Origin of the sequence: Campylobacter sp. US42a, from assembly GCF_004379055.1 — a bacterium.
GTDB lineage: Bacteria > Campylobacterota > Campylobacteria > Campylobacterales > Campylobacteraceae > Campylobacter_D > Campylobacter_D jejuni.
This window is the reverse complement of record NZ_RYYK01000002.1, coordinates 45,870-72,188: the sequence shown is the minus strand read 5'-3', so window position 1 is coordinate 72,188 and position 26,319 is coordinate 45,870. Positions and strand designations below refer to the sequence as shown.

The following is a 26,319-nucleotide window of genomic DNA, read 5'->3' as shown; positions in this document are numbered from 1 at the left end:
TAAGTTTTTTATAAAGGTGGTAGCTATGTTAAAGATTCTTGAGTATTCCATCACTCATTTTTGCGAGCATATCTTAAGACTTCGCATTGAAGCAGCTCAAGATATAAGCGGTGAACTTTATGGAGCGAGTATTCCTATCATGGGCAAAAGCGAAGGAGAATGTAATTTTTATTTATTTTTTCCAAAAGAATTTTTAAAAAAAATTGCAGAAATTTTAATTAATGATGAAAAATTTAAAGAAGATGACTGGTGCGATTTAACTAAAGAATGCGCCAATCAGATTATAGGTTATGCTAAAAATTTGTTAAATGATGCCAAGGGTGATGACGAGTATAAACTCGGAATTCCCGAATATTTAGGAAAAGTTGATTTTTCTGAAATAGTTCTAGATGAAGCTTTAACTTATAAATTTGAAAATTGTTATTTTAGAATAGGATATTGCAAATAATGAGCGATGATATAGAGTTTAACATTCATCATGGGCTTTTACAATCTTATGAAGATATCTTAGATATTACAGTAGATTTTGTAAGCGAGCTTGGAACTACAAATATGAGTGTAGCGGAGCTTTTAAAACTTGAAGTAGGCTCGGTTATTGATCTTGAAAAGCCTGCTGGAGAAAGCGTTGAGCTTTATATCAATAAAAGAATTTTTGGCAAAGGCGAGGTTATGGTTTATGAAAAAAATCTCGCTATAAGAATTAATGAAATTTTGGATTCTAAGACTGTGCTTCAATACTTTAAAAAAGAAATTTAAATGAGATTGCTAGTATTATTTTTTTTAATTTTACCTTTATATAGTGTTGAGTTGATTAGTTATAATATCTACGATAGAAATGACCGAGTAGATTTAATGCTTTCTTTTGATAATGCTTATAATGGCAAGATTTCTCAAAAAAAAGAAAAAAATTTAACTCTTTTAACTTTTAGTGATTTAACGTATTCTAAAGATGAATTAAAAGAACTTAACTCTCAACTTGTAGATAAAATTAGTATTAGTTCTAAAAATAATAATACCTATATTATGCTACAAAACAAACAAAATATTAATTTAGAACTTAGCTCTATCAATGATAAATTTGGAGTAAGGATACGAGCTATAGAGCAAGGGAAAGCAAATATCGAATCTGTACCTACAACAACTGCGAATAATTCTCAAGAATTAATGCCTAAACCAAAAAGTACAAGTTTAGAAGGGTATGATTATACAAATTATATCTTAGTAATGCTGATTTTAGTTATTTTGTTAATAGTGCTTTGGTGGTTTAAAAAGACTATGGTTTATAAAAATAACAATGTTTCTAGAGATTTTACTATGATTTTTCAAAGATTTTTAGATAAAAATAATCAACTTGTTGTTTTTGATCACGCTAATAAACGTTATACAATGATAATAGGTAATTCCAATGTGCTTTTAGAAAGTGTTGAAATTCCAGAGGAACAAACAATAAAACATACAGAAAAAACAGAGAAAAATTTTGATTCTTTTTTTGAAGAGAATAAAAAAAGAATTCAAAATCTTATAGAGCAGCGTCAAAAAGGTAAAAAATCTTAAATTTTTTGATTGATTGCTAATGCTATGGTAGCTGGTTTTGCAATTTTTTTGAGCTCATCTTTGGGTAAATTAAGAATTTTGTTTTCTTGATATATATAAAGAGTATTATTTGCAAAAGCAAAATCAATCTTATCTTCATTTGTGCTTAAAGTTTTAGCTAGGCACAAAATAAAATTAAGCCATGAAATGGTATGAATATTGGGTAAAAGTTGCTTATAGGGTTCAAGATTATAAGGATTAACTTTTTTTCCATTAAGCTTAATAATGCTAGCAATTAAAGCTTTTTCTTTATGTGAAAATCCATAATTTAATCCACCTAGTACAAAATGAGCAGAGTGTTCATTAGCAAAATAGAAATTTAAATATTCTCCAATATGGCATAATTTAGCAGCATTTAGTAAAGTATGCTTATAGTTATCGTTAAGTTTATGAAGATTTTTAAGGGTTGTAAAAATTTGCAGAGCAAAATGTGGAGTTTTATTTTTTTGTTTTGATTGTAAAAATTTATCTTGTAAACATTTTAAGCTAGGATTAAAATTTGGTGGAAAAGTGATTTTAGGACGAAGTAAATCTTGCAAATAAACTCCTTCTCTGATTCCAACCCCACTCGTGATAACTTGTTTGGCTTTTATTTTTTCCGCAATCTTCAAAAAAATAAATATACCCTCTTTAATGGTATCAAAACGATCCTTTTTTATGCCAAAATTGATTAAAGAGTCTAAGCTTGAATTAAAAATTTTTAAAATATGTCCTTTTTCTTCATCTAGCATATAGCGAAAATCATGTAAATTTTTCAGTGGATAGGAATTTTTTTGCATGATGGAATTAGATATTGCTCTTAAGCTTCCACCTATTGCAATAAGGTTTTGATTGCAAAATTCTTTAGGAATTTGTTCTAAAATTGGTTTTATAAATTCTTCTAAAGAATCCATTTTTCCAGTATCATAGAACAATTCTTTTAGCCTAACAGTGCCAATATCAAGAGATATGCAAGAAATAATTCTATTATTTTTTATTAAACACAATTCACTAGAACCACCACCTATGTCTAAAGTGGTTCCATCCTTAAAAGGACTTAATAAATTTAAAGCCGCAAGACCACCTAAGTAACTTTCGCTTTTTCCATCTATACAGCGTATATTTAAAGACAGATTATCTTTGATTCTTTTAATAAAATTTTTTGAATTTGGGGCATCTCTTAAGGCTGATGTGCCTACTATAAATATTTTTTTGCACTTATGCTTTAAAGCGCATTGTTTGAAAAAAGCTAAGGCATCTTCGGCTCTTTGCATGGCTTCTTCTTGGAGAATTTTGCCATTATTATAAGCATTTTCTCCAAGTCTTACTTTGCGTTTGTATTCGCAAGTTGTATAAAAACCATATCTAGAAGTTTTTTCAAAAATCACCATTCTAATGGAGTTTGAGCCAAGATCAACAACGGCTGTTTTTTTTGCCATTAAAATTCTCTATCTCTATGTTTGAGTTTTAATTCTTCTATAGTTTCTACATTATCAGGATCAGGAATGATACATTCATATGGGCAAGCAACAATACAGGCAGGCTCTGAAAAATCATTAACGCACTCTGAACAAAGATCAGGGTCTATTACATAAATTGGACTATTTTCATAAATAGCTTCATCAGGACATTCTTCTCTGCAAGCATCACAACATACGCAGTCTTTTGTAATTAAAAGAGACATCATAACCTTTCAAAAATTTAAAAAATAATTTTAGTTTATACAATAACCAAACTTAAATAAAATATAAAAATAGAAATAAAGATAAATTTTTTGCACCGAAGGTGCAAAATTGTTAAGATTTTTTAGGGAAGCAGAAACGGTATCCTCTACGACGAACTGTTTCTATGGTAGATATATTTAATGGTTTATCCATTTTTTGACGAATTTGATTGATAGCTACTTCGATAACATTTGGAGTTACTAGCTCAGGTTCTTCCCAGATGGCATCTAAAAGTTGTTCTTTGGATACAATTTGATCCGAATGTCTTGCTAAGTGCGTTAAAACTTCAAAAGGTTTTCCTTTAAGTTCTATATCTTGACCTTTATAAGTAATTTTTTCTTCATCTGGATCAATAACTAAGTCTTCAATTTTAATAACATTGGTTCCGCCAAGTCTTAGTCTTGCTTCAATTCTTGCGAGTAGAATATCAAAATCTAAAGGTTTTTTAACAAAATCATCAGCTCCAGCTTTCAAAGCTTTGATTTCTGTTTCTTTGTCTGTTTTTGAAGACATAATCATAACTGAAGTTCTTGGAGATTTATGTTTAATGGTATTAACAAGTTCTGCTCCATCTCCATCAGGTAAAGTCCAGTTTGCTAAAACTAAATCATAATGTCTAATGCCGATAAAGTATTCTCCATCTTTAAAATTTTCAGAAGAATCGGTTTGATAACCAAATTCATTAAGATTGTCTATAATTGTTTTATTTAGGCTAATCTCATCTTCTATAACTAAAATTCTCATTTGTTCTATCCTTATTAAGAAAAATTTAAAGAATTATATCATAGCTTAAGTAAATGTTTAGATATCTTTAAAAAAAAATTAATATTTTTTTTTCAATTTAACCCCAACTGTAGCATTTTTTATTATATGGGGTTTGAAAATTTTTATGTTAAGATTGGTTAAATTAGGAAAATCTTTTTTTAAATTTAAGCTTACAAAGTCTAAAGACTCTTCAAGGGTGTAAAATTCTTCTTTTTTATACCATGTTTTAATTTTGGTAATTACCTCTGCATAATTTAAAAATTCATTTGCTTTAGCTTTAAGCTTGATAATAATTTTTTGTTTTTTTCTTCTTTCGAAATCTAATATACCAATGATACACTTAAAGTGAAATTTTATTTTTATATGACTTTGCATTCTTCTTTAAAAATCAATCTTTTAATATTAGGTAGATGTTTATATACTATAATAAAAGCGATAATGAAAACGGGTGCATGTGTATGAATTTCTAAGTCATAATTAAATATAAAAGAACTTATAACAAAAGCAAGTAACGCTGCTAAAGAAGCTAGCGAAGATATTTTAAAAATTTTTCCAATAACTACCCACACAATAAATGCTGTAAGCACTTCCAATGGAAGTAAAACTATCATAGCGCCTGCTCCTGTTGCTATGCCTTTCCCTCCTTCAAATAACAAGTAAATTGAAAAACAGTGTCCAAAAATAGCCAAAACTGCGACGCTCCAAAGCAAAGCTTGATCATAATGAAGAAATTTCAAGATTAGTAAAGGAATAGCTGCTTTTGCAAAATCTAAAATTATTGTAGCAATGGCAAGTTTTTTTGCTAGTTTGGGATTTTTTTCTTTTACTACTCTTAAAACATTGGTTGCCCCTATACTTTTTGAACCTTCTTTTTTGATATCAGTTTTAGCAAAAAATTTAGCTAGGATTAGCCCAAAAGGGATTGAACCTAAAAGATATATAAAAGCGTAAATTATTAAATTTTCCATAATATCCTTTTCAAATCATCTTAAAATTTTAAGATTTATAACTAAAAATTATATCTTATGAAAATAAATAAACAAAAATAATTTTTATAGGATAAAAATAGTATTAATTAATTGTAAATATTTTTTAATAATATTTATTTTTATTTAAGCTCTAAATGATTATTATTTTATTTTAATTTATCTTTAATAGGAGTTTGTAAATGAAAGTAAAATCATTGCTAATCGCATCCTTAGTTGCTTTTTCAAGCTTAAATGCTGCAAGTCTTATAGATGAAGCTAAAAATTCAGGTCTTGTTGCCTTGCCAAAAGATCAAAAAGGCGTTGATGAAATTTTAAAACAAAATGGAGTAAAGGCTAGTGAATTTACTCTTGAAAAAGCAGAGCTTGGCAAAAAGCTTTATTTTGAACCACGTCTTTCAAAAAGTGGTATCATTTCTTGTAATACCTGTCATAATGTAGGACTTGGTGGAACAGATGGAATCAGTGCTGCAGTGGGTCATAAATGGACAGCAAATCCTCATCATTTAAATTCACCAACAGTTTATAATGCGGTTTTAAATAATACTCAATTTTGGGATGGTCGTGCAGGAACATTAGCCGATCAAGCTAAAGGTCCAATCCAAGCCGATCCTGAAATGGCAACTCCTGCTAAACTCGCAGTAGAAAAAATTTCATCATTGCCTGAATATGTGAGTGAGTTTAAAAAAATCTATGGCAAAAGCGGTGTAAATTTTGACAATATTGCTGATGCAATTGCAAATTTTGAAAGAACTTTAATCACTCCATCTCGTTTTGATAAATTTTTAGAAGGCGATGAAAAAGCTTTAACAAAAGAAGAGCAACAAGGTTTAAAACTTTTTATAGATAAAGGTTGTGTAGCTTGTCATAATGGTGTGAATTTAGGTGGCAATATGCAAGCGTTTGAAGTTGCTGGTAAATATAAATTTGCAAATTTAGGCGATTTTAAAGGTGATGCAAATGGTATGGTAAAAACTCCAACTTTAAGAAATGTTGCTGAAACTGCTCCATATTTTCATAATGGTGCGATTTGGAATTTAAAAGATGCTATTAAGGAAATGGGTAGTGTGCAACTTGGCATTAAAATTTCTGATAAAGAGGCAAAAAGCATTGAAACTTTCTTAAAATCTTTAACAGGAACAAAACCAGCAATTGTTTATCCACAACTTCCTATTTCTACTGAAAAAACTCCTAAACCTGAACTATAAGGTTCCAAACAAGCTCTATTTTTAGAGCTTGTTTAAATTTCTTTATCTTAGCTTTGTTATAATTGTCTTTAAATTTTGCTAGAAAGGTTTGCAATGAAACTTTTTGGAACTGATGGAGTTCGTGGAAAAGCGGGTGAATTTTTAGATAGTTTTTTGGCTATGCGTTTAGCAATGGCTGCGGGTATTTATTTTAAAGATAAAAGTATTACTAATAATATCTTAGTAGGAAAAGATACAAGAAGAAGCGGCTATATGATAGAAAATGCTATTGTTTCAGGGCTTACTTCTATAGGATATAATGTTATACAAATTGGTCCTATGCCAACTCCTGCGATTGCATTCTTAACTGAAGATATGCGTTGTGATGCAGGGATTATGATTTCAGCTTCTCACAATCCTTATTATGATAATGGTATTAAATTTTTTGATGCTCATGGAAATAAACTCAGTGAAGATATAGAGAAAAAAATAGAAGAAATTTATTTTGATGATAAGCTTATACAAGCCTCTAAGGTGGATATGGAAAAAATTGGTCAAGCAAAAAGAATTGATGATGTTATAGGAAGGTATATTGTTTCTATTAAAAATTCTTTTCCAAAAGATCTTACTTTAAAGTCTTTGCGTGTGGTTTTAGATGTGGCTCATGGGGCAGCTTATAAGGTAGCACCTACTGTTTTTAAGGAATTAGGTGCTGAAGTTATAGTAATGAGCGATAAACCTAATGGACTTAATATCAATGAAAATTGTGGAGCTTTACATCCTGCAAATTTAGCTGCTGAGGTAAAGCGTTTGCGTGCAGATGTGGGCTTTGCTTTTGATGGTGATGCAGATCGTTTGGTGGTTGTAGATGAAAAAGGCGAAGTGGCTAATGGAGATAGTTTATTAGGGGTTTTAGCACTTTATCTTAAAGAACAAGGTAAATTACAATCAAGTGTTGTAGCTACTATAATGAGTAATGGTGCTTTAAAAGAGTTTTTAAATAAACATGGCATAGAACTTGATACTTGTAATGTGGGCGATAAATATGTGCTTGAAAAATTAAAAGCTAATGGTGGAAATTTTGGTGGAGAGCAAAGTGGGCATATTATTTTTAGTGATTATGCAAAAACTGGAGATGGTTTGATAGCTGCTTTGCAATTTAGTGCTTTAATGCTTTCTAAGAAAAAATCTGCAAGCTCTATTTTGGGTCAAGTCAAACCTTATCCTCAGCTTTTAACCAATCTTAAAATTGCAGAAAAAAAAGATTTAGATAAAATCAAAGGTTTAAAAGAATTAAAAAAAGATTTAGAAAATAAAAATATCAATACCTTATTTCGCTATTCTGGAACAGAAAATTTGATAAGACTTTTACTAGAAGCCAAAGATATTAAGCTCTTAGAAAAAGAAATGAAAAATGTTGTGGAGTTTTTTAAGAAAGCTTTAAATGGCTAAAACTTTTAAATTTATTTTTTATTTTTGGGGTGCCTTTGTTTTGGTTTTTGTCCTTGATCAATGGGTAAAATCCTTAACTTTAGCAGGACTTAGATGGCAGAGTGAATACTTAGATTTAACTTATGCTCTAAATACAGGCGTAGCTTTTTCAATGTTGAGTTTTTTAGAACATAATTTAAAATATTTACATCTTGCTTTAATTGGAGTGCTTTTTATTTATCTTTTTTGGCAAAAAACACTTTTAAAAACTCATAGCATAGCTTTTGGAATGATGCTTGGTGCTGGCGTTTCAAATTTATTGGATCGTTTTATACACGGAGGTGTAGTGGATATGTTTTTTTGGCATAAATGGTTTAATTTTGCTATTTTTAATGTTGCAGATGTCATGATAAATATAAGTGTGGCTTTGATTTTAATACAAGAAATATTTAAAAAAAGGAAAAAAGATGACAGAATGGATTAATGATTATTATTTTTGGATTAAATGGGTGCATTATTTGGCATTTGTTTCTTGGATGGCGGGTCTTTTTTATTTACCTCGTCTTTTTGTGTATCATGCTGAACATAAAGACAATAAAGGTTTTGTCGAGATTGTAAAAATTCAAGAAAGAAAACTTTATTTTTATATACAAACTCCTGCAATGATTGTGACTTTAATCACAGGAAGTTTAATGTTACATGCTCATAAGGAAGTTTTAATGGTAGGTGCGGGTTTTATGCATGTTAAACTTACCTGTGTTACACTTTTGATTATTTTTCATATACATAATTATTATTGTTTAAAAGCTTTAGCAAATGATACTTCTGCTAAAAGTGGGAAATACTTTAGAATTTATAATGAATTCCCAACTATAATGTTTATTATTATCGCTTTAATGATGGTTGTTCGCCCCTTTTAGTTTGTCTCCGCTTTAAATTCCATACTAGCGGAGTTAAGCGGATCAATATTTTCTTTCATGATATCGATATAATCTTTATTTTTAAGACGCTTATCATCTCTAAATACTGCACGCACAAGATCCATTCCTGTGTAAAAATCTTTCATTAAAACCACAAAAAGATATTGACCAAATTCAGTTGCGATTAAAGCATTTTGATCTTTTATGATGGCACCACTTGTTTTAAGCCCTAAAAGTTCTATGAAAAGTTCTTTTTCGAGGTTGCAATTTAGGGTTTTATTAAATTGATCAATTTCTATTTTTCCTGAAAAAATTTCAGTTAAAAAGACATATTTGATAATTTCTTTTTTATCAAAACAAGCTTTGGCTATATTAGCATTTTGTTTTTCTTGTATAAATTTAGCATAATCATTTAGATTAAATGCATTGATTAAAAGCTCCCCATCTAAAAAGCTAAATGCCCCGCTACCTACTCCTAGATATTCATGATGAGAACTAACATATTCGTCATTGAGTTTATTTTTTTCTAAAGAAAAACTCCAACCATTGTTTTGGGTATAGTCTTTAAAAAATTCTCGTATGATTTGATAATAAGCAAATTCATTATCTTTAATGCTTACTCCTAAGCTTTTGGCGATATTATCTTTGGTAAGATTTGATTTCATTAAAGGATAGGTTGTGATTTGTTGCGGGGCTAAATTTTTAGCAATTTCTAAGTCATTTAAAAGTTGTTTTTCGCTTTGTCCTGGAAGATTGAAAATAAGATCTATGCTAAAAATAGGTAAAATTCCTAAAGCTTTTGAAATTTTTTCTTGAAGTTCTTTAGATGAACCAAATTTATTATATCTTACCACTTTTTTTAAAGTTTCATCATCAAAACTTTGAATCCCGCAACTTAAACGATCAATTATACCTTTAAACATAGAAAGCTTATTTGGATCAATATGATTTGGATCGCTTTCGCATGAAATTTCTTTTATATTAAATAACTTTTTACAAAGTTCTAAGGTTTTTAATAATTCCTCTTCATTAATCAGTGTTGTACCACCACCTACATACATGGAGGTAAAATCAAAACCTTTATCTTTCATGATTTTAATTTCTTCTCTAAGATTTTGAAAATATACTTTGGCTAAATTTTCATCATAATAATATTTATGAAAACTACAATAAGGACAAAAGGTATGGCAAAAAGGTACATGAGCATAAAGCATATAGCTTTTGTCTTGTTTTGGAATTTTTTCTTTGGGTTGTTTTAAAAGTTCGACATTGAAACCTTTTTGAAGGGATTTTTCCATCATAGTATGAGAGTATTTTAAAGCTAAATTTTGAAATAAATTCATAAGTGGCCTATATATTAAAATATTTAAGACATAACTTTATCAATTTTTAGCTAAAATAGGAGTAAATTTTTTATTTCTTAAATAAAAAATGGGATTAAGTTTTTAAATTATTTAAAAAGGATATAAAATGGATAAAGCCAAAATTGTTCAAAATTTAAATGCTTTGTTTAAACAAAGAGCAGGGTTTTACTCTTATTTTGATGAAAATATTGCCAAAATCAATAATACTGAAGTATTTGATTTTAAGAATGCTAAAAATTTAAATCCAGAAGAGGTATATAAGCAATTTTATCATTTTGATTATGCTATAAGAAAATTATTGCCTGCTATTTACAAGGCTTATGAAATTACAGATGCAGATTTAGACAAAGATTTTTAATTTATTTAGAGAATAGAACAAACTATTCTCTAAAAGACATATCTAAATTTTTTGATTCTTTTTTTATGTTTTTACTCATATCTTCACTTTGCTCAAATCCTCCACCAAATGCTTTGATTACATCTACTATGGAATTGGCATAAGAATATTTAGTATTATTAAAAGCAACCGCAGCATTAAGCCAATTTTGACGCGCCTCTAAATAATCTTGCAAAGACATTTCTCCTATATCATAGCGTTCTTTAGCAATTTCATAGATTCTTTTATAAGATTGTTCGCTTGCTTGTGCGTTATCGTATTGTAAGCGTATAGTTTTTCTAGCTACTAAAGCATAGCGAATTTCTCCAAAAGCAGTAATCAAAGTATTTTGATAATTTACAAAAGCTTCATCTTTATTAAGCTTAGCTAAATTTACATTTTGGTAAATTTCACCCCAATGAAAAATAGGCAGAGTAAAGTTTCCACCTATATTCCAAGTCTTAGAACCTCCTTTAACCAAGGTATCTAAATCCCCACTTTCAAATCCCAATAATCCTGTTAAAGAAAGGCTAGGTAAGAAAGCCGTGCGAGCTACTCCAACAAGATAATTTTGCTGAGTTAATTTTTCTAAAGAAGAGCCAATATCTGGACGTTGAAGCAAGATGGTGCTTGAAATTCCAGTTGGAATGTCAAATTCTTTAAGATTAAAAACTTGATAGCTTTGATTTTTGTAAAGTATGTCATTTAAATCATTTGAAGTTAAAATTTTTAAAGCTTTAAGGTAATTTTCTTTATTTAATTTTGCTTCATTATATTGTAAAGCCATACTTTCTAAGTTGGCTCTTGCTTGAGCAAGTTCATATTCACCTACAGCGCCAACTTGAAATTTTTCATCATTGATCCTATAAATTTCTTTTGCAGATTCATAAGCTTCTTTAAGAGCATTTTCATTTTCATAAGCATTTACAAGATTAAAATAAGTTTGAACTGTATTTGAAATAACAGAAAGTCTTGCAGCTTCATAATCATACTCACTTGCTTTAAAGCTTGATTTTGAGGCGCGATATGTATCGCGATATTTTCCCCAAAGATCGATTTCATAGCTTAAATTAAGCCCCATTTTAAAATCATTACCGTAACTTACTTCCCCGGTTCGATTGCTTGGAGCATTTATAGCTGTTTTTGCACGATTACCGCTTGCGCTACCATCAAATTTTGGCAACAAACTGCTAAAATCTATACCTAATTGAGCAGCAGCTTGTTCCATGTGTATGAAGGCAAGTTTTAAATCATTATTATTTTTAAGTGCTAAATCAACTACTTTATTTAAATTTTCATCATCAAAGTCTTTCCACCAATTTTTTGTGATAGAGCTATTGTTTTCTTTTTCCCAAGATAAGGCTCCAAGCTTATTATCAATGCTATAGTTTGCTTCGGGAATATTTAAATTTGGACTTAAAGAGCAAGCTGAAATCAAAAGAGTAAAACTTGCTATAGCACTAATTGAAATTATTTTATTCATGAACCTTACCTCTTTTTTTATCTAGCCATTCATTAAAATTTTCTAAAAGATAGAAAAATAAAGGCACAAAGAATATCGCTAAAGTTGATGCTGCGATCATTCCACCAATAAGCCCTGTTCCTAAAGAGTGTCTTGAAGCACTTCCTGCTCCTGTTGCGAAAATCATTGGCAAGACCCCAAAAGTAAATGCCAAAGAAGTCATTATGATAGGACGAAAACGAAGTTTTGCTGCTGCAACAGCTGCTTCAAAAACTCCTTTGCCTTTTTTAAAGCGCTCTTCCATTGCAAATTCTACGATTAAGATAGCATTTTTAGCTGAAAGTCCAATCAAGAGCAAAAGTCCTGTTTGAAAATATATATCATTACTAAATCCTCTTAAATATACCAATAAAAATGATCCAAATACCGCAAAAGGTACAGCTGTTACAACTGCTAAAGGTATAAGCCATCTTTCATATTGGGCAGCTAGAATTAAAAAGACAAATATCATACCTAAAGCAAAAGCATAACTTGCTGTTCCTTTACTAGAAACTTCTTGATAAGCTGATCCACTCCAAGCTATGGAATAATCATCCCCTAAAGTTTCTTTTGCTACTTGAGCAATCGCTTCTATAGCTTGACCTGAAGTATAACCTGGTGCAGGTTGACCTTGAACTTGTGCCGCTGGGAAAAGGTTGAATCGTTTTACATCATCAGGCCCTGAACTTCTTTGTAAAGTTAAGAAAGAATCAAGTGGTATCATTTTTCCATCATTTGATCTTACAAAAATATTTTTTAATGCATCTTGTGTATTTCTAAAATCGCCTTTTGCGCGGATATTTACTTGGAAGTTTTTACCTAGCATAGAAAAATCATTAACATAATAAGTACCTATAGTTGCATTCATCGTGTTAAAAACATCTTGCATGTTAAGATTGTAGTGTTTTAATTTATCTCTATCAATTATAAGCTTGTATTGAGGGAAAGTTGTATCAAGTGTTGTTCTTACTCTTGATAGTTCTTTTCTTTGGTTGGCCGCAGCAACAAGTTTATTTACATCTTTTTGTATTTCATCATAGCTTTTTCCGCTTTTGTTTTGAACATACATTTCAAAACCGCCTGTGATACTTAATCCAGGTATAGGAGGTAAGCCTATAAATACACTTGAGGCATTGCGATCAAAAGCAAATTTTTTATTAAGTTCGGCTATAATTTGATCAGCACTTACATTTCTATCTTTCCAGTCTTGCAAACCTATAAACATTGCAGCGGCATTTTCTTTGAGTGAACTTGTAAAAAGATCAAATCCTATCATAGCCATTGCATCTTTAACTCCATTAGTTTTTAAAACTTCTTGGCTTATGTGATCAACTTCTGAAATTGTTCTATGGAGTGCTGAAGCTGAAGGAAGGTTGATAATACTAATCATTAAACCTTGATCTTCTTCAGGAACTAAAGAATTTGGCACAGCTTTATTAAGATAAAAAATCGCTCCAAGCATAATACAAAAAATTAAAACAAAACGAATGGTTCTTTTTAGAATATATGCTACTCCTGCGCTAAATACAGAGGTGCTCCAATCAAAAAAATCATTAAATTTCTTTACAAATTTAAATGGCTCTCCTTCATTACGTCGCAAAAAGAGTGCGCATAAGGAAGGTGTTAAGGTAAGAGCAACAAAACCTGATATGGTTACAGATATAGCTAAGGTAAGAGCAAATTGTCTTTGAATTTCTCCAACAAAACCTGATATAAAAGAAACTGGTACAAAAACAGCACAAAGCACAAGAACAATTGAAATAACCGGAGAACTAACTTCTTGCATCGCTTGGATAGCAGCATCTTTTACGCTTATTTGTTCATTTTCATGTAAAATCCTATCGATATTTTCTACAACTATGATCGCATCATCTACAACGATCCCTATGGCTAAAACCAAAGCAAAAAGCGTAAGCAAGTTAATACTAAAACCTAAAACATAAAGTCCAGCAAAAGTTCCTAACAATGAAACAGGTACAGCTATCATAGGAATAAGGGTTGCACGGAAATTCTTTAAGAACATATACATAACAATGATAACTAAAATTAGAGCTTCAACAAAAGTTTTAACAACTTCTTTGATTGATTCTATTACAAATTTTGTTGTATCGTAAGGAATTTTATATGTTAAACCTTTTGGGAAATTTTTTGAAAGTTCTTGCATTTTAGCTTGAACAAGTTCTGCTGTATGCAATGCGTTTGCCCCTGATTGAAGATTGATCATAATCGGAACTGCATCATTGCCATTTAATCGTCCTTGTGAGCTGTATTGTTGCGATCCTATTTCCACATCAGCTACATCTTTAAGTCTTAAAAATGATCCATCATCATTTGTTCTTAAAATAATGTTTTCAAATTCACTAGGATTTTGTAGTCTTCCTTGCATAGTGATTGAATAAACATAAGGGGATTTTTGGGTTACAGGTTCTTCGCCAATTTTACCAGTTGCGTATTGGGCATTTTGGTCATTAACCGCAGAAATTACATCAGTAGCTGTGATTCCAAATTTATTTAATAAATCAGGCTTGAGCCAAATTCTTAAAGAATAATTACGATTTCCTATAGCATTTGCATCTCCAACTCCTGGAACCCTTTTTAACTCATCTAACACATTTAAAGTGATATAGTTATATACATCTACTGCACTCATTGAACCATCGCTTGAATACATAGAAATTGCAGCAAGTGTTGTTGAGGAAGTTTTTCTAACTGTTACTCCAAGTTTTTTAACTGCATCTGGCATTTTTGCAGTTGCGGCTGAAATTCTATTATTAACATCTATGGTGGCTTGATCAGGATCTGTACCAATATCAAAATAGACAGTCAAACTCATAGTTCCTGAAGAACTTGAAGTTGAATCCATGTAAATCATATTATCCGCGCCATTGATTGCATCTTCGATAGGACTTGCAACTGTTGAAGCAATGGTTTGTGCATCAGCTCCTGTGTAAGTTGCACTTACTTTAACTGTAGGAGGAGTTAAAGAAGGATATTGTTCTATAGGTAAATTTGTAAGACTTATGACTCCAGCTAAAGAAATGATAATTGCAACAACTGAAGCAAAAACAGGTCTTTCGATAAAAAATTTAGAAAACATTATTGTGCTCCAATTTCTTTAACTTCGCTACCAACTTGAATTTTTTTAAAGTTATCTAAAATGATTTTATCGCCATTTTGCAATCCTTTGTCAATAATGGCGTATTCATTGTTTTGGTAGCTTATATGTACAGAAGATTTTTCTACTTTTCCATTTTTAACAAGAAGAACATAAACATCATTTTGATCTTGTTTAACAGCTATTTGAGGCACTTTAAAGCCATTTTTTTGTATAAAACCTTCTGAAGTAATTGTTGCAAAAGCACCTGGTAAAAGTGTTGAGTTATTGTTATCAAATACGGCTTTGGCTTTTACTGTTCCACTATTAGCATCTATAACCGAATCAATAAAATAAAGTTTGCCTTGAACGGTTTCTCCATTAAGATTTAAATTTGCATGAATGCTGTCTAAGTCCCATTTTCCACTTTGAGTATTGCGGACTAAATTTAGTTTATCTGTATCTGAAATAAAGAAATCTGCGTAAATAGGATTTAAATTTGTAATTCTAACTAGTTCAGTTGTTGAAGCACTTACATAATCTCCTATATTAACTAAAGCATCTCCTACAGTACCATCAAAAGGAGCTTTTATTTCGGTATGATCTAGATCAATTTTTGCATTTGCAAGTTGTGCTCTAGCACTTGCTAGACTAGCTTTTGAATTGTTAAATGTAGCAAGAGAAGAGTCGTATTCCTTTTGAGAGATTGCACTTTTACTAAAAAGAGCTTTAGAACGATTAAAATCCTTGCTTGCATTTTCAAAAGTTGCTCTAGCCATTAAAGCTTGTCCGTAAGCCGAATCAACACTAGCTTTAAATTTATCTTGTTCTATAATAAATAATGTTTGTCCTTTTTTTACCTTATCCCCAGCCTTAAAAAGTTTATTTACTATTACGCCACTAACTTGAGGTTTTATAATAACATCATAATCGCTGACAAGTTTAGCAGGGTAAGTAAAACTAAGTGGTAAATCTTCAGATTTAGCACTCATGGTTGTTACAGGTTGAGGCGGCATTTGTATTTTTGGTGCTTCTTCTTTGCTGCAAGCAGTGAGTAAAAGCACAACACCTAAAGCTAAAATAGTATTTTTTTGAAATAATTTCATGGTTTTGCCTTGAAAAATTAAATTAAAAATTGTAATATTTATTACAAAAATTTTTGGCTAATTATATCTTAATTTTGGTTAATAAAATTATTTTTAAGCTTTGGAGCCATTGATCCCATTTAGAAAAACGTTTACAACAAATTCAACATGTTCTTTTTGTTCTTTTTTATTTTTCAAAGGAGCATTAATTAAAACATTAAGATGATGATAAGGTTCTTTTAACATAGTGCAAAAAAGAACAGCAAGTTTTTCTGCATTTTTTTTCATATAAGAATTATTTTGTTGCTTGAAAAAATCCATAAGTATGTTATAGGAAAAATTTTGTTGATTATTTTCTATCCAATTGGCAAGATGTCTATCTTTGTCATAAACTTGAGAATAGATAATTTTACCAAAAGCTACAGTTTCTGGTTGATTGAAAATTTCTATAAAAGCTAAACCAAAAGAAGTTAAAATTTCTTTTAAAGTGCCATTTTCAATTTCTTGTGTTTTGGAATAAATAAGATGAAAGTGTTTTTTACATATGTCATCTAAAATTTCAAAGAATAGCCCTTCTTTACTTTTAAAACCATCATAAATATTAGAATAAGATCCTCCAGATAATTTAATAATATCACTCAAACTTGTTTCTTGGTATCCTTTTGTTAAAAAAAGCTCTAAGGCCACTGCTTTGATTTTTTCTTGTCTGGCTAAAACTTTTTGTGATGGTGTTCTATTTGAGTTCATTTTTATCCTTTATAAGAGTGCTTTTAGGGTATACAAATATACTTTTTCTAAAAACCGAAATTTTTTCATTATCTTTTGCGTAAGCTTTTATATGTAAAGGAAAGATTACATCTTTTTTATCATTATTTGCTAAATTTTTTGTAGCCCTGATAACAACTATTTTTTTGACTTGTTCTCCTGCTTTTAATTTAAAAGGTTTGTTTGGTCTTATGATTTCAATTCCATCATTTATTCCTTCTAAATTTGCTGTAAAATAATATTCATGAGGTTTAGAATCTGTATTTTGAAACAAAAAGGTATAAGCATTTGAAATGACTAATTCACCTTTAACATTTGAAATATTATATAATTCACTACTACGATTGATGTTTAAAAGCATGCTTTCTTTTTTGCTTCCCATGATGATTAAAGCCAATAAAGCAATTAAAAGAACTATAAAATATGCTACCGTTCTAAATCTTAAATAATGAACCTTAGAACGCGTTTCAATAGCTTTTGCACTTGTCCAATTGATCAAACTTGGACGATTAAATTTGCTTTGTACTTTAGAGCAAGCATCGGCACATTCAAGACAATTAATACATTCAAGTTGCATTCCTTTGCGTATGTCAATATGAGTTGGACAGATGCTAACACAGGCTTCACAACCTATGCATTCTCCCTCAGGCGGTTTTTTATGAAGTTTGGTGTGTCCATCATAGATCAAGCCCCCGCGTTTTTCATCGTAGATCACTTGCATTGTATCATGATCGAACATTACAGATTGTATTCTTGCATAAGGACAGACATAAACACAAAATTTTTCTTGTAAGTAGGTAATATCCAAAGTAAAAAGTAAGCTAGCACAAAATAAAATTCCAAGTAAAAGTAGATGCTCGCCAGGATTTTGAATATAATTGAAAAAATCTTCAGGAGGAATAAAGTACCAAAGTAAATTACTAACAGCAACTAAAGATATAAAATAAAAAATTATTACTCCAAGAAATTTTTTAAAATATTGCCCCTCATATTCTTTTTGTTTGTTATTGATATTTTTGCGAATTTTAAGAAATTTAGTTTGTATGATATCTCTATATATAACTCTAAAAATCGTTTGTGGACAACTCCAAGCACACCAAATTCTTCCACCTAAAGTTGTAATAAAAAAAATAAATAAAAAAAGAAATATAAGAACAAAAGGCATGAGATAAAATTCTTGTGTTGAAAAAGAAATAAAAAATAGGTTTAATTTAGAATGATCAAAACTTAAAAGAAAAAAATGATTCTCATTAATTCTTATGAAAGGTAGGGCAAATATGATAATACTTGCAATTAAATATACAAAATATCGTTTTTTTGTATAGTTTGTAATGTGTCCTTGCATTTTTAGACCTTAATTATAATTTTTTAGCACTTTGTAATTAAGGATTATAACCGATAAAAACTAAAACAATTTTTAAATGCTTTCTAAGTTAGAATTAATAAGAAGTGTTTTATAATTATATTTCACAACAAAAATTTACACAGAAAGGTGGTGAGGACTGTGCCAGGAATCAAGGTGCATCCTAACGAGTCTTTTGATGAAGCGTATCGTAAATTCAAAAAACAAGTAGATAGAAATCTAGTTGTAACTGAAGTAAGAGCAAGAAGATTTTTCGAGCCTATGACTGAAATTCGCAAAAAACAAAAAATTTCAGCACGCAAAAAAATGCTTAAAAGACTTTATATGCTTAGACGCTACGAGTCAAGACTCTAACCCAAAAGCCCGAAAGGGCTTTTTTTATATCTACGAACTTCATTTGGTATTAAATTAAAAAGTATTTATTATTTTTTGTTAAAATTTCTAATTTAAATTTTCTGTTTTTAGGATAAACTCTATGAAAAAAATCAAAAAAATCATTCAAATTGGTATGATAGGTGGTTTAGCAGCTGTTGCTGGAGGTGCTTTAGCAGGTTGTGGAAGTAATAATGACAATGCAGATACTTTAAATCAAGCAGCTAATGCTCAAGGAGCTTTTGTAATTATCGAAGAAACAGCTCCAGGGCAGTATAAAATCAAAGATCAATATCCAAGTGATGAAACAAGGGTAGTTTTAAAAGATCTTAATGGTACAGAAAGAATTTTATCCAAAGAAGAAATGGATGCTTTGATTAAAGAAGAAGCAGCTAAAATTGACAATGGAACTTCAAATTTAACTAAAGATAATGGGCAAATCAGTAGTGGGGGATTGAGTTTAGGAGAAACTTTACTCGCAAGTGCCGCAGGTGCTATTTTGGGAAGTTGGATAGGTTCAAAACTTTTCAATAATCAAAATTTTGCTAATCAACAACGCGGTGCTTTTTCAAATCAAAGTGCTTATCAAAGGAGTGTCAATAGTTTTAATAAAGCAGGCACAACAAGTTCTACTTCAAGTGCTAAAAAATCAGGTTTTTTTGGTGGAGGCTCTAAAGCTGCAAGTTCTAGTTCCTCTTTTGGCTCTTAAGGATAAATAATGCAATTACTACAAGTAGATAAACTTCAAAAAGATTATTTAGAAAATATAGGTTTTTCTTGGCATACAGATGAAGATGGAAGTGATTATATTAGCAATAAGTTAGTTTGTGTTAAAGAAAGCGAAGCTAATGCTTATTATGAAGCAGTAAATGAACTTTATGATATGTTTATTGCTGCAGCGCAAGAAGTGATTGATAATGATCGTTTTGATGAGCTTGGAATTCCTTTTAATCTTATTGATGCGATTAAGATGAGTTGGGAAAATGAAGTGCATTGGCATTTATATGGGCGTTTTGATTTAGCGGGTGGACTTGATGGCAAGCCTATAAAACTTATAGAATTTAATGCTGATACCCCTACTGCTCTTTTTGAAAGTGCGATTTTACAATGGGCGCTTTTAAAACAAAATGGAATGGATGAAAGTGCGCAATTTAACAGCATTTATGAAAGTTTGATGGATAATTTTAAAAGACTTATTACCCTTGATGAAAGTGTTGAAGGGTTTGAAGAGCATTATCAAGGATGGAAAATTCTTTTTTCAAGTGTTGCAGGAAGTAAAGAAGAAGAAATCACTACAAAATTGCTTGCACATATAGCCAATGAAGCAGGTTTTCAAACTAATTTTTCCTTTGTAGATGAGGTGGAATTTAGTGAAGAGGGTGTTTTTAAAGAGGGTGAAAATTATGAGTATTGGTTTAAGCTTATTCCTTGGGAAGATATAGCCATAGAAGAGGGTGAACTTGCCATGCTTTTAACTCAAATTATGCGTAATCAAAGAGCAATTATTTTAAATCCTGCTTATACGCTTTTATTTCAATCTAAGGGAATTTTAAAAATTCTATGGGAACTTTATCCAAATCATCCATTACTTTTAGAAACAAAAGATACTCCTTTGGAAGGTAAAAACTATGTTAAAAAACCTGTTTTTGGTAGAGAAGGCGCAAATATCAGTATAATTAAAGATGGAAAAACTTTGCATGAGAATGTAGGTCCTTATGGGAATAATAAGGTTATTTATCAAGAATATGTAGAGTTTAATTCATGTGAAAACGAATACTATCAAGCAGGTGTTTTCTTTGCTTATGAAGGGTGTGGCTTAGGATTTAGAAAAGGAGGACTTGTGCTTGATAATTATTCTAAATTTGTAGGACATATTATAAAGGATTAGAAATGAAAATTGTTTGTTTAGATGCGGCAACTTTAGGGGATTATGATTTAAGTGTTTTTGAAAAATTTGGTTCTTTGCAAATTTATACTACAACAAATAAAGAGCAAACCATAGAGCGTTTAAAAGATGCTAATGTCGCCATGACAAACAAGGTTGTAATTGATAAAGATGTGATTGATGCTTGTAAAAATTTAAAACTCATTTTAGAAACTGCAACAGGGGTTAATAATATCGATATTGAGTATGCTAAAGAAAAAGGTATTATTGTAAAAAATGCTGCTGGGTATTCTACTATGAGTGTGGTGCAACATACTTTTGCGTTTATGTTTGCTTTTTTAAATCAAATACCTTATTATGACAAATGGAGCAAAGAGGGTAAATGGTGTGAAAGTCCTATTTTTACAGATTATAGTAGAATTTTAAACACCTTAAGTGGTAAAAAACATGGTATTATAGGTTTAGGAACCATAGGTAAAGAAGTGGCAAAAATTTCAAAGGCTTTTGGAGCCGAAATTTATTATTATTCTACGAGTGGAGCTAATAAAAACGCAGATTTTGTACATTTGGAATTAAAAGATTTATTAAAAACTTGCGATATTATAAGTATCCACGCACCTTTAAATGAAAAAACCAAAAATTTACTCGCCTTTGAAGAATTAAAGCATTTAAAAGATAATGTGATTTTGATTAATGTAGGAAGAGGTGGGATTGTCAATGAAAATGATTTAGCTAAAATCATAGATGAAAAAAATATTCGTGTAGGGCTTGATGTTTTAGAAATTGAACCTATGATGAAAAATCATCCACTTTTAAGCATTAAAAATAAAGAAAATCTTATTATCACTCCTCATGTTGCGTGGGCGAGCAAGGAGGCTTTAAATACTTTAATGGATATAGTTTATAATAATTTAAAAGAATGGATAGAAAATGGCAAGTGAACATAGTTTTGATATTTCAGCAGCTTTAGATAAACAAGAGTTAAAAAATGCTTTTGAACAAGCTAAAAAAGAACTTGATAGTCGTTATGACTTAAAAGGAATTAAGTGTGAGATTGATTTAAGCGAAAAAGAGAGTATTTTTAAACTCAGTTCTTCTAGTGAAGGAAAGCTTGATGTTTTAAAAGATATAGTGATTTCTAAACTTATCAAAAGAGGAATTAATCCTAATGCTATTAAAGAGCTTTCTCGTGAAAGTGGAGCAATGTTTCGTTTAAATTTGAAAGCAAACGATGCTATTGATAGTGAAAATGCCAAAAAAATCAATAAAGCTATCAAAGATAGCAAACTTAAAGTTAATTCTTCGATTCGTGGTGAAGAAATTCGTGTTGTAGCAAAACAAATTGATGATTTACAAGCTGTGATGAAGCTTGTAAAAGAGCTTGATTTAGAGTTAAATATCAGTTTTAAAAATCTTAAATAAGGTCAAATTTGAAGCATTGTTTAGCTCTGTGTTTTATTTTTTTTCTTTGTGCTTGTAGTGTGAAAAATCAAAATTTTTCGAGTCAAAGCTTGATGGTTTTGATTGCTTCTCCTATGATAAAAATCAATGACGCAGCTTTTTTAAAAAAAGAAAATAATGCTTTAAATTTAGAAGTTTATAAACTAGGGCAAGCTTTTTTTGAACTCAAAATCAAAGATAAAATTTGTATCAATGCAGTGTGTTATGATAAAAAAGTGTTTAATCAAAAATTTTTTAAAAATGTATATTATGATGATATTTTAAGTGATATTTTAAAGGCAAATGCTTTATGGCAGGGTAAAAATTTAGAAAAAACTGATTGTGGTTTTGAGCAAAATTTAAAAGCAAAAAATTATGAAATTTTTTATCAAGTTTGTGATAATAAAGTAAGTTTTTTTGATAAAATTTCACATACTAAAATTATCTTAACGCATATTCAAAATTGAAGGATAGAGTTTGAAATTTTTTTTACTGGTATTTTGCTTTGTAAATCTAGCTTTAGCGCAAGTTTATAAAGGTGAATTGTATTTTTATCATTTGCAGGATAAAGAAATTTTTGCCATAGTTTATGATAATGCACCTATGACTCCACTTTTTGACAGGGATAAAAATCAAACAAGTTCTAGTTTTTTAATTATTGATGATATAAATGGAAATTTAGAGATTCCGCTCGTTAAGACAAATGATTTTTGGCAGGATGAGCGTAAAAAATATAAAATCAATTCTTCTAAAATGCTTACATATGATAATAAAAATTTTCAAGGAGAAAATTTAGGAACAACTACTTTAGAACTTGTCGAAACGCAAGATGGCATTCGTATAAAGCGTAGTCTTGATTTTATAGGTTTTAATGATGATTTTAAAGAATTTCATCCTGTTCATAAGGGTGTATTTAGCTTTGAGCAAATTCGCCAAAAACCTATTTTTTTACAAGATGGAAAAATTAGTTTTGAAGAATGGTATTATTTTTATGAAGATGGTATGAGCCGTGCTATTTTAGAGTTAAATAATTTTGTTTATGATATTAATGCTCACGCATTTGTAAAACTAAATGATTTGTATAATACTGAAAATCAAAAATTTCAAAATCTTTTACATGAGAAGCTTAAAAATACATGTGATGAGTGTTTTGAAGATCTGCAAAATTTACAATTTAATAATAATTTTTTGCTTAACAATGGAAAACTAAAAATTTGTTATCTACCTTTTGAAGGTCATTTTTTAGATGAAAATATTTGCGTAGAATTTAATGAAGATGAGCTTAAGGAATTTAAAAAATAATGGAAAAATTAAAAAATTTTTTAAGTTTGAAAAATATAGAAGATACTCAAATTTATAAAGAGCTTAAGTGTGCTAAAAATGAAGCTTTGATTCTTAGAGAGCTTTGTAGAAATTATGTCGTTTCTATTTCTTCTATCAATGCCTTTACTTTATTATCGACAATTTTTGGAAATGATAAGTATCTTTATCTTGATGCTTTGGAGGATTTAAAAAAACTTATCGAAAGAGGTTTTGTAAATCAAAATTCGAGTTTTTTTAAAAGTTTGGAAAATAATAAAACTCAAACATTAACTCTTGCCTTATTGCAAAGTGAGCTTAGTTTAAGTGAATATTTTTTAGAATTTTTAGAAGCAAAACCTCGTTTAAACTTTGAGAAACAAGAGGCTTATGCAGATTATTTAGAATATTTAAAAGATGAATTTGTGCGTATTCAATTATACGAAAGATTAAGTTTTATACAAAAAAGTGCTTATAATAGTGAAATAAAAAATCAAATTAAACTTTATGAAAAACATATCAAAGAAAGACTAAAAAAAAGTAAATTTTATAATGTATTGGCTGATATTTTTAAAGAATACAATCTTGAACATAAAGAACAAATTATTTTTCTAGCACTTTTAAAAGAAGAATACGCCTTAAGTAATGAAAGTTCGATTTCTAGAGAAATGAATTCTTTACTTTCTTTAATCAGTGAAAATGATTTAGAAAGACACAAAAACAAAAAACTATTACAAGAAAATGCTCCTCTTTTAAACTTAATCGAGTATGATGAATATTTAAATGCTTTTGGAGATATTTCTAAAAGTTTTTTTATTATTGATGAAATTTTACAAAGAATTATAAATTTTGAACCAAAACAAAGTAAAAAAATCAAAATTGAAAGTGTTTTAAAAGATCAAGATATTTTCGAGCTTATAGAACCAAGCACTGACATCAATGATATTATTATGCCTGAAAATACAAAAGAGCTTTTAGAAAATATTTTAAAACAACAAGATAAAAAAGTCCTAGAAAGACTTCATTCTTGGGGTATAAAGAGTAATAAAAATATAGAAGCTAAAATTATTTTTTATGGTCCTGCTGGTACTGGAAAAACTATGTCAGCTTTAGCTATGGCTAAATCAATGAAAAAATCTGTTCTTAGTTTTGACTGTTCTAAAATTTTGAGCAAATGGGTTGGAGAGAGTGAGCAAAATGTAAGAAAAATTTTTGATACTTATAAAAATATCGTGCAAACTTGTAAACAAAGTCCTATTTTACTTCTCAATGAAGCCGATCAGTTTTTAAGTACGCGTGTAGATGGAAGTAGTGGTAGCGATAAAATGCATAATCAAATGCAAAATATATTCTTAGAGCAAATTGAGCGTTTTAGTGGTGTAATTATCGCTACGACAAATTTTTTAGAAAGCTTAGATAGTGCATTTTCAAGAAGATTTGATTATAAGATAGAATTTAAAAAACCTGATTTTAAAGATAGGCTTAAAATTTGGGAAAAATTTCTACCTAAAAAAGCATTATTTGAAAAAGATTTTGATATAAATATTTTATCAAATTATGAATTAAGTGGAGCACAAATTTTAATGGTGGTGAAGAATACAGCTTTGAAAGTAGCTGTATCAAAAGATGGGGTTTTTAAAATGCAAGATTTTATAGAAAGCATACAAAAAGAATTAAATTCAAGTTTTGATAAAAGTAAGATTGTTGGATTTTAACTTTTTTAATGTTTTTGTATAGCGAACTATAAAATAAAACAAAGCTATAATTAAAGCACTCCATTCCCAAAACATAGGAATTTTTGGGGTTAAAAAATAATGATAACTTGCCAAAACTAAGCATAAATATCCTAGTTTTCTGATTTTACTAAGTTTTTTAAAGATTTTAAAAGAACTTAAAAGCATTAAAAATATGATTAAAAATGCGATAAATCCACTTGCTTCTAATAAACGATGTGAAATATCATCGAAAAGCCTTAAAATTTGAGCATTTCTATCAAAAATAAAATAATTTAAAAAGTGCAAAATCGCCCAAAAAGCTGCAAAAATACCTAAAATTTTAGGATAATTTTTTGTTTTTTTAAATTTAAGTAAAGAAAATAAAAGACTTAAATTTAAAAAGATTAAAGCAAATATTCCAGTGTAAATATAGGCTTCTTTTACAAAATCAAAGGCTTTTATGATATGATAAAAGCCATAGATTAAACTTATGATAAAGCTAAAATAAGCAAGAAATTTAAAGTATTTTGTCTGCATTAAAAATTCACTTTCAAGTCCATGTTTTTATATAAACTTGCCACTTCTTTTTCATATCCATTAAACATTAAAGTAGGTTTGGTAAAGAAGTCTCCTAAAGCCCTCTCGTTAGCTTGAGACCATCTAGGATGAGAAACATTAGGATTGACATTAGCATAAAAACCATATTCACTTGGAGCGTAACTTTCCCAAGTGGATTTAGGCTGTTCTTTGGTAAATTCTATTTTAACTATAGATTTAATACTTTTAAAGCCATATTTCCAAGGAACAACAAGGCGTATTGGAGCACCATTTTGAGGCTTTAAGGCTTTTTTATACATTCCTACTGCAAGCAAGGTAAGAGGATGCATAGCTTCATCCATGCGAAGTCCTTCTACATAAGGATAGTCTATAGTTGGAAATAAAGCGTCTTGATCGGGAAATTGGCTCTTATCTAAAAGAGTGGTGAATTTAACAAATTTTGCCTCGCTTGTAGGTTTTGCCATTTCAATCAAACGACGCAATTCAAAGCCTACCCAAGGTACCACCATAGACCAAGTTTCAACACAGCGAAAACGATAAATTCTTTCTTCTAGTGGGAATTTTAAAATATCTTCCATGCTTAAAGTTAAAGGTTTTTCTATTTCTCCACTGATATCGATTTTCCAATTTTGAGTATTGAAATTTTGTGCCAATGATACAGCCTTTTTTTTATCTGTTGAAAATTCATAAAAATTGACATAATTTGTAGCAAGTTCTTCATCGCTGATTTCAAGTTTGTTTGGATTAGTATCGCTTGTGAAATTTAAAGCAGATAATTTAGAAGCAAGCACGCTTGAACTTATTAAAGCACCTGCTCCAAGTTTTAAAAAATCTCTTCTTTTTTTATATAAATTCTCAGGGGTTATAATCATAATTTTTCCTTGTTAAAAATTTTTATTATTAAAACATAACAAGGA

Annotated in this window: 29 protein-coding genes; 16 read left to right on the top strand and 13 right to left on the bottom strand. The window is 29.6% G+C overall.

The window, feature by feature from the left end; translation table 11 throughout:
* Positions 1-25: 25 nt before the first annotated feature.
* The 3 genes from ELQ10_RS02505 to ELQ10_RS02495 are packed head-to-tail and all read left to right on the top strand — an operon-like array spanning position 26 to position 1,554.
* Complete coding sequence (locus ELQ10_RS02505; protein WP_002854524.1) at positions 26-448, top strand: chemotaxis protein CheX; 423 nt, start codon at positions 26-28, stop codon at positions 446-448.
* Positions 448-756 carry a flagellar motor switch protein FliN gene (fliN, locus tag ELQ10_RS02500; RefSeq protein ID WP_002824739.1) on the top strand — a complete coding sequence of 103 codons (309 nt, stop codon included), beginning with the start codon at positions 448-450 and terminating at the stop codon, positions 754-756. Before ELQ10_RS02505 ends, fliN begins: the two co-directional genes overlap by 1 nt.
* Positions 757-1,554, top strand: coding sequence for a hypothetical protein (locus tag ELQ10_RS02495; protein WP_002868919.1), 798 nt, complete (start codon positions 757-759; stop codon positions 1,552-1,554).
* Here ELQ10_RS02495 and ELQ10_RS02490 read toward each other — a convergent pair.
* From ELQ10_RS02490 to plsY, 5 genes are all read right to left on the bottom strand, one after another.
* Positions 1,551-3,011, bottom strand: a complete 1,461-nt coding sequence (locus tag ELQ10_RS02490; RefSeq protein WP_134250150.1) for a Ppx/GppA phosphatase family protein — start codon at positions 3,009-3,011, stop codon at positions 1,551-1,553. The genes ELQ10_RS02495 and ELQ10_RS02490 overlap by 4 nt on opposite strands.
* Positions 3,011-3,256 (bottom strand): YfhL family 4Fe-4S dicluster ferredoxin, encoded by a 246-nt coding sequence (locus ELQ10_RS02485; RefSeq protein WP_002854647.1) that lies wholly within the window; start codon positions 3,254-3,256, stop codon positions 3,011-3,013. The genes ELQ10_RS02490 and ELQ10_RS02485 overlap by 1 nt, the downstream gene beginning before the upstream one ends.
* Before the next feature lie 112 nt (positions 3,257-3,368).
* A complete protein-coding gene (hsrA, locus tag ELQ10_RS02480) occupies positions 3,369-4,040 on the bottom strand; it encodes a homeostatic response regulator transcription factor HsrA (RefSeq protein WP_002857553.1) in 672 nt (223 codons plus the stop codon).
* 78 nt (positions 4,041-4,118) lie between these two features.
* Positions 4,119-4,436, bottom strand: a complete 318-nt coding sequence (locus tag ELQ10_RS02475) for a dihydroneopterin aldolase (protein WP_002854273.1) — start codon at positions 4,434-4,436, stop codon at positions 4,119-4,121.
* Complete coding sequence (gene plsY / locus ELQ10_RS02470; RefSeq protein WP_002860289.1) at positions 4,421-5,029, bottom strand: glycerol-3-phosphate 1-O-acyltransferase PlsY; 609 nt, start codon at positions 5,027-5,029, stop codon at positions 4,421-4,423. The genes ELQ10_RS02475 and plsY overlap by 16 nt, the downstream gene beginning before the upstream one ends.
* A 200-nt stretch (positions 5,030-5,229) precedes the next feature.
* On the opposite strand from plsY, the gene ELQ10_RS02465 reads away from it, so the two are divergent.
* The 4 genes from ELQ10_RS02465 to hemJ all read left to right on the top strand — a co-directional run bounded on the left by ELQ10_RS02465 (position 5,230) and on the right by hemJ (position 8,585).
* Positions 5,230-6,255, top strand: a complete 1,026-nt coding sequence (locus tag ELQ10_RS02465; protein WP_002880482.1) for a cytochrome-c peroxidase — start codon at positions 5,230-5,232, stop codon at positions 6,253-6,255.
* 93 nt (positions 6,256-6,348) lie between these two features.
* Positions 6,349-7,686, top strand: a complete 1,338-nt coding sequence (gene glmM / locus ELQ10_RS02460) for a phosphoglucosamine mutase (RefSeq protein WP_002857318.1) — start codon at positions 6,349-6,351, stop codon at positions 7,684-7,686.
* A complete protein-coding gene (gene lspA / locus ELQ10_RS02455) occupies positions 7,679-8,149 on the top strand; it encodes a signal peptidase II (protein ID WP_044305794.1) in 471 nt (156 codons plus the stop codon). Before glmM ends, lspA begins: the two co-directional genes overlap by 8 nt.
* On the top strand, positions 8,133-8,585 hold the full coding sequence (gene hemJ, locus ELQ10_RS02450; protein ID WP_002892830.1) for a protoporphyrinogen oxidase HemJ: 453 nt from the start codon (positions 8,133-8,135) through the stop codon (positions 8,583-8,585). The genes lspA and hemJ overlap by 17 nt, the downstream gene beginning before the upstream one ends.
* On the opposite strand, the gene ELQ10_RS02445 is transcribed toward hemJ, so the two are convergent.
* Entirely contained in the window at positions 8,582-9,928 is a 1,347-nt protein-coding gene (locus ELQ10_RS02445) for a coproporphyrinogen III oxidase family protein (protein ID WP_134250149.1), read from the bottom strand. The two genes, hemJ and ELQ10_RS02445, sit on opposite strands and share 4 nt — an antisense overlap.
* Before the next feature lie 127 nt (positions 9,929-10,055).
* Between ELQ10_RS02445 and cmeU the strand changes: the two genes are divergently transcribed.
* The gene (gene cmeU, locus ELQ10_RS02440; protein WP_134250148.1) at positions 10,056-10,307 is read left to right on the top strand and encodes a CmeU family protein; all 252 of its coding nucleotides are present in this window, start codon (positions 10,056-10,058) and stop codon (positions 10,305-10,307) included.
* A gap of 22 nt (positions 10,308-10,329) precedes the next feature.
* On the opposite strand, the gene cmeC is transcribed toward cmeU, so the two are convergent.
* The 5 genes from cmeC to ccoG form a co-directional block, all read right to left on the bottom strand.
* The gene (cmeC, locus tag ELQ10_RS02435) at positions 10,330-11,808 is read right to left on the bottom strand and encodes a multidrug efflux transporter outer membrane subunit CmeC (RefSeq protein ID WP_134250147.1); all 1,479 of its coding nucleotides are present in this window, start codon (positions 11,806-11,808) and stop codon (positions 10,330-10,332) included.
* Positions 11,801-14,923 (bottom strand): multidrug efflux RND transporter permease subunit CmeB, encoded by a 3,123-nt coding sequence (cmeB, locus tag ELQ10_RS02430; protein WP_002866634.1) that lies wholly within the window; start codon positions 14,921-14,923, stop codon positions 11,801-11,803. Before cmeB ends, cmeC begins: the two co-directional genes overlap by 8 nt.
* The gene (cmeA, locus tag ELQ10_RS02425) at positions 14,923-16,026 is read right to left on the bottom strand and encodes a multidrug efflux RND transporter periplasmic adaptor subunit CmeA (protein WP_134250146.1); all 1,104 of its coding nucleotides are present in this window, start codon (positions 16,024-16,026) and stop codon (positions 14,923-14,925) included. The genes cmeB and cmeA overlap by 1 nt, the downstream gene beginning before the upstream one ends.
* A gap of 93 nt (positions 16,027-16,119) precedes the next feature.
* Positions 16,120-16,752 carry a multidrug efflux system transcriptional regulator CmeR gene (gene cmeR / locus ELQ10_RS02420; protein WP_134250145.1) on the bottom strand — a complete coding sequence of 211 codons (633 nt, stop codon included), beginning with the start codon at positions 16,750-16,752 and terminating at the stop codon, positions 16,120-16,122.
* A complete protein-coding gene (gene ccoG, locus ELQ10_RS02415; protein WP_134250144.1) occupies positions 16,739-18,115 on the bottom strand; it encodes a cytochrome c oxidase accessory protein CcoG in 1,377 nt (458 codons plus the stop codon). The genes cmeR and ccoG overlap by 14 nt, the downstream gene beginning before the upstream one ends.
* A 159-nt stretch (positions 18,116-18,274) precedes the next feature.
* On the opposite strand from ccoG, the gene rpsU reads away from it, so the two are divergent.
* From rpsU to ELQ10_RS02370, 8 genes are all read left to right on the top strand, one after another.
* Positions 18,275-18,487 carry a 30S ribosomal protein S21 gene (gene rpsU / locus ELQ10_RS02410; protein WP_002780697.1) on the top strand — a complete coding sequence of 71 codons (213 nt, stop codon included), beginning with the start codon at positions 18,275-18,277 and terminating at the stop codon, positions 18,485-18,487.
* A gap of 121 nt (positions 18,488-18,608) precedes the next feature.
* The gene (locus ELQ10_RS02400) at positions 18,609-19,214 is read left to right on the top strand and encodes a UPF0323 family lipoprotein (protein ID WP_002866630.1); all 606 of its coding nucleotides are present in this window, start codon (positions 18,609-18,611) and stop codon (positions 19,212-19,214) included.
* A gap of 9 nt (positions 19,215-19,223) precedes the next feature.
* Positions 19,224-20,393, top strand: a complete 1,170-nt coding sequence (locus ELQ10_RS02395) for a glutathionylspermidine synthase family protein (protein WP_134250143.1) — start codon at positions 19,224-19,226, stop codon at positions 20,391-20,393.
* 2 nt (positions 20,394-20,395) lie between these two features.
* Positions 20,396-21,331 carry a D-2-hydroxyacid dehydrogenase gene (locus ELQ10_RS02390; protein ID WP_134250142.1) on the top strand — a complete coding sequence of 312 codons (936 nt, stop codon included), beginning with the start codon at positions 20,396-20,398 and terminating at the stop codon, positions 21,329-21,331.
* Positions 21,321-21,812 (top strand): YajQ family cyclic di-GMP-binding protein, encoded by a 492-nt coding sequence (locus ELQ10_RS02385; RefSeq protein ID WP_002854188.1) that lies wholly within the window; start codon positions 21,321-21,323, stop codon positions 21,810-21,812. Before ELQ10_RS02390 ends, ELQ10_RS02385 begins: the two co-directional genes overlap by 11 nt.
* An 8-nt stretch (positions 21,813-21,820) precedes the next feature.
* A complete protein-coding gene (locus tag ELQ10_RS02380) occupies positions 21,821-22,297 on the top strand; it encodes a hypothetical protein (RefSeq protein ID WP_002854442.1) in 477 nt (158 codons plus the stop codon).
* A 10-nt stretch (positions 22,298-22,307) separates the two neighbouring features.
* Complete coding sequence (locus tag ELQ10_RS02375) at positions 22,308-23,132, top strand: hypothetical protein (protein ID WP_002933966.1); 825 nt, start codon at positions 22,308-22,310, stop codon at positions 23,130-23,132.
* Positions 23,132-24,844: an ATP-binding protein gene (locus ELQ10_RS02370; protein WP_004305420.1), complete on the top strand. Its 1,713-nt coding sequence runs from the start codon at positions 23,132-23,134 to the stop codon at positions 24,842-24,844. Before ELQ10_RS02375 ends, ELQ10_RS02370 begins: the two co-directional genes overlap by 1 nt.
* Here ELQ10_RS02370 and ELQ10_RS02365 read toward each other — a convergent pair.
* Together ELQ10_RS02365 and msrP are read right to left on the bottom strand one after the other, a co-directional pair.
* Entirely contained in the window at positions 24,809-25,381 is a 573-nt protein-coding gene (locus tag ELQ10_RS02365) for a sulfite oxidase heme-binding subunit YedZ (RefSeq protein ID WP_002857273.1), read from the bottom strand. The two genes, ELQ10_RS02370 and ELQ10_RS02365, sit on opposite strands and share 36 nt — an antisense overlap.
* The gene (msrP, locus tag ELQ10_RS02360) at positions 25,381-26,274 is read right to left on the bottom strand and encodes a protein-methionine-sulfoxide reductase catalytic subunit MsrP (protein ID WP_002857634.1); all 894 of its coding nucleotides are present in this window, start codon (positions 26,272-26,274) and stop codon (positions 25,381-25,383) included. Before msrP ends, ELQ10_RS02365 begins: the two co-directional genes overlap by 1 nt.
* Between the last annotated feature and the right edge of the window lie 45 nt (positions 26,275-26,319).

What these genes read in the sequence shown, in the direction of transcription:
- ELQ10_RS02370 (WP_004305420.1), top strand. Translation starts at nt 23,132, where the DNA reads ATGGAAAAATTAAAAAATTTTTTAAGTTTGAAAAATATAGAAGATACT.
- ELQ10_RS02395 (WP_134250143.1), top strand. Translation starts at nt 19,224, where the DNA reads ATGCAATTACTACAAGTAGATAAACTTCAAAAAGATTATTTAGAAAAT.
- ELQ10_RS02385 (WP_002854188.1), top strand. Translation starts at nt 21,321, where the DNA reads ATGGCAAGTGAACATAGTTTTGATATTTCAGCAGCTTTAGATAAACAA.
- cmeB (WP_002866634.1), bottom strand. Translation starts at nt 14,923, where the DNA reads ATGTTTTCTAAATTTTTTATCGAAAGACCTGTTTTTGCTTCAGTTGTT.
- lspA (WP_044305794.1), top strand. Translation starts at nt 7,679, where the DNA reads ATGGCTAAAACTTTTAAATTTATTTTTTATTTTTGGGGTGCCTTTGTT.
- ELQ10_RS02400 (WP_002866630.1), top strand. Translation starts at nt 18,609, where the DNA reads ATGAAAAAAATCAAAAAAATCATTCAAATTGGTATGATAGGTGGTTTA.
- ELQ10_RS02475 (WP_002854273.1), bottom strand. Translation starts at nt 4,436, where the DNA reads ATGCAAAGTCATATAAAAATAAAATTTCACTTTAAGTGTATCATTGGT.
- fliN (WP_002824739.1), top strand. Translation starts at nt 448, where the DNA reads ATGAGCGATGATATAGAGTTTAACATTCATCATGGGCTTTTACAATCT.
- ELQ10_RS02495 (WP_002868919.1), top strand. Translation starts at nt 757, where the DNA reads ATGAGATTGCTAGTATTATTTTTTTTAATTTTACCTTTATATAGTGTT.
- hemJ (WP_002892830.1), top strand. Translation starts at nt 8,133, where the DNA reads ATGACAGAATGGATTAATGATTATTATTTTTGGATTAAATGGGTGCAT.
- ELQ10_RS02490 (WP_134250150.1), bottom strand. Translation starts at nt 3,011, where the DNA reads ATGGCAAAAAAAACAGCCGTTGTTGATCTTGGCTCAAACTCCATTAGA.
- ELQ10_RS02465 (WP_002880482.1), top strand. Translation starts at nt 5,230, where the DNA reads ATGAAAGTAAAATCATTGCTAATCGCATCCTTAGTTGCTTTTTCAAGC.
- cmeC (WP_134250147.1), bottom strand. Translation starts at nt 11,808, where the DNA reads ATGAATAAAATAATTTCAATTAGTGCTATAGCAAGTTTTACTCTTTTG.
- cmeU (WP_134250148.1), top strand. Translation starts at nt 10,056, where the DNA reads ATGGATAAAGCCAAAATTGTTCAAAATTTAAATGCTTTGTTTAAACAA.
- ELQ10_RS02485 (WP_002854647.1), bottom strand. Translation starts at nt 3,256, where the DNA reads ATGTCTCTTTTAATTACAAAAGACTGCGTATGTTGTGATGCTTGCAGA.
- ELQ10_RS02390 (WP_134250142.1), top strand. Translation starts at nt 20,396, where the DNA reads ATGAAAATTGTTTGTTTAGATGCGGCAACTTTAGGGGATTATGATTTA.
- ELQ10_RS02365 (WP_002857273.1), bottom strand. Translation starts at nt 25,381, where the DNA reads ATGCAGACAAAATACTTTAAATTTCTTGCTTATTTTAGCTTTATCATA.
- ELQ10_RS02445 (WP_134250149.1), bottom strand. Translation starts at nt 9,928, where the DNA reads ATGAATTTATTTCAAAATTTAGCTTTAAAATACTCTCATACTATGATG.
- cmeA (WP_134250146.1), bottom strand. Translation starts at nt 16,026, where the DNA reads ATGAAATTATTTCAAAAAAATACTATTTTAGCTTTAGGTGTTGTGCTT.
- glmM (WP_002857318.1), top strand. Translation starts at nt 6,349, where the DNA reads ATGAAACTTTTTGGAACTGATGGAGTTCGTGGAAAAGCGGGTGAATTT.
- hsrA (WP_002857553.1), bottom strand. Translation starts at nt 4,040, where the DNA reads ATGAGAATTTTAGTTATAGAAGATGAGATTAGCCTAAATAAAACAATT.
- cmeR (WP_134250145.1), bottom strand. Translation starts at nt 16,752, where the DNA reads ATGAACTCAAATAGAACACCATCACAAAAAGTTTTAGCCAGACAAGAA.
- ccoG (WP_134250144.1), bottom strand. Translation starts at nt 18,115, where the DNA reads ATGCAAGGACACATTACAAACTATACAAAAAAACGATATTTTGTATAT.
- plsY (WP_002860289.1), bottom strand. Translation starts at nt 5,029, where the DNA reads ATGGAAAATTTAATAATTTACGCTTTTATATATCTTTTAGGTTCAATC.
- ELQ10_RS02505 (WP_002854524.1), top strand. Translation starts at nt 26, where the DNA reads ATGTTAAAGATTCTTGAGTATTCCATCACTCATTTTTGCGAGCATATC.
- msrP (WP_002857634.1), bottom strand. Translation starts at nt 26,274, where the DNA reads ATGATTATAACCCCTGAGAATTTATATAAAAAAAGAAGAGATTTTTTA.